This is a genomic window from Yersinia sp. IP36721, from assembly GCF_003634395.1.
GTDB lineage: Bacteria > Pseudomonadota > Gammaproteobacteria > Enterobacterales > Enterobacteriaceae > Yersinia > Yersinia entomophaga.
On the sequence record NZ_QCZL01000094.1, the window covers coordinates 1 to 430 of the forward strand.

Below are 430 nucleotides of genomic sequence, written 5' to 3' on the forward strand. Positions count from 1 at the left end.
AAATAATCGGAGTGTGTCACAGCAAGGCTGGTGACTAAAGAAAGTGTTGCCGCCGGTGATCTCGCAAACCTTGGTTTGGGGGATTCAGCCACTCGTAGCGTTGGAATAACGACAGGAACGGTTGCCGCTGGAAATGATAGTAGAATTGTTAACGCCATTAGTAAGTTAGATGAAAATATCTCTCTCCCAGGAAACTTGACCTCCAAAGGAACCGCAACCGCATTTAAATTAGTTGCAGATGATGGATCCAAAACAGGAATTATTTATGCTGATGGAGATGTTGAAGGACTTCGCTGGGGCACGTCGGGGTCAACTGGTAGTGAATAGACCCGGGTTTCGTAGACACTTTTTTGCCTCATAATGGAGGCTCAATGAAGGAGTGTTTATGTCAGCCAAAAATTTCACTGAAGAATTCAAAATTGAAGCCGTA

At 44.4% G+C, this 430-nt stretch carries 1 protein-coding gene; it reads left to right on the forward strand.

What is annotated here, in order from left to right; translation table 11 throughout:
- Positions 1-30: 30 nt before the first annotated feature.
- Positions 31-327: a hypothetical protein gene (locus tag DBA33_RS20480; RefSeq protein ID WP_120807135.1), complete on the forward strand. Its 297-nt coding sequence runs from the start codon at positions 31-33 to the stop codon at positions 325-327.
- The last annotated feature ends 103 nt before the right edge of the window (positions 328-430 follow it).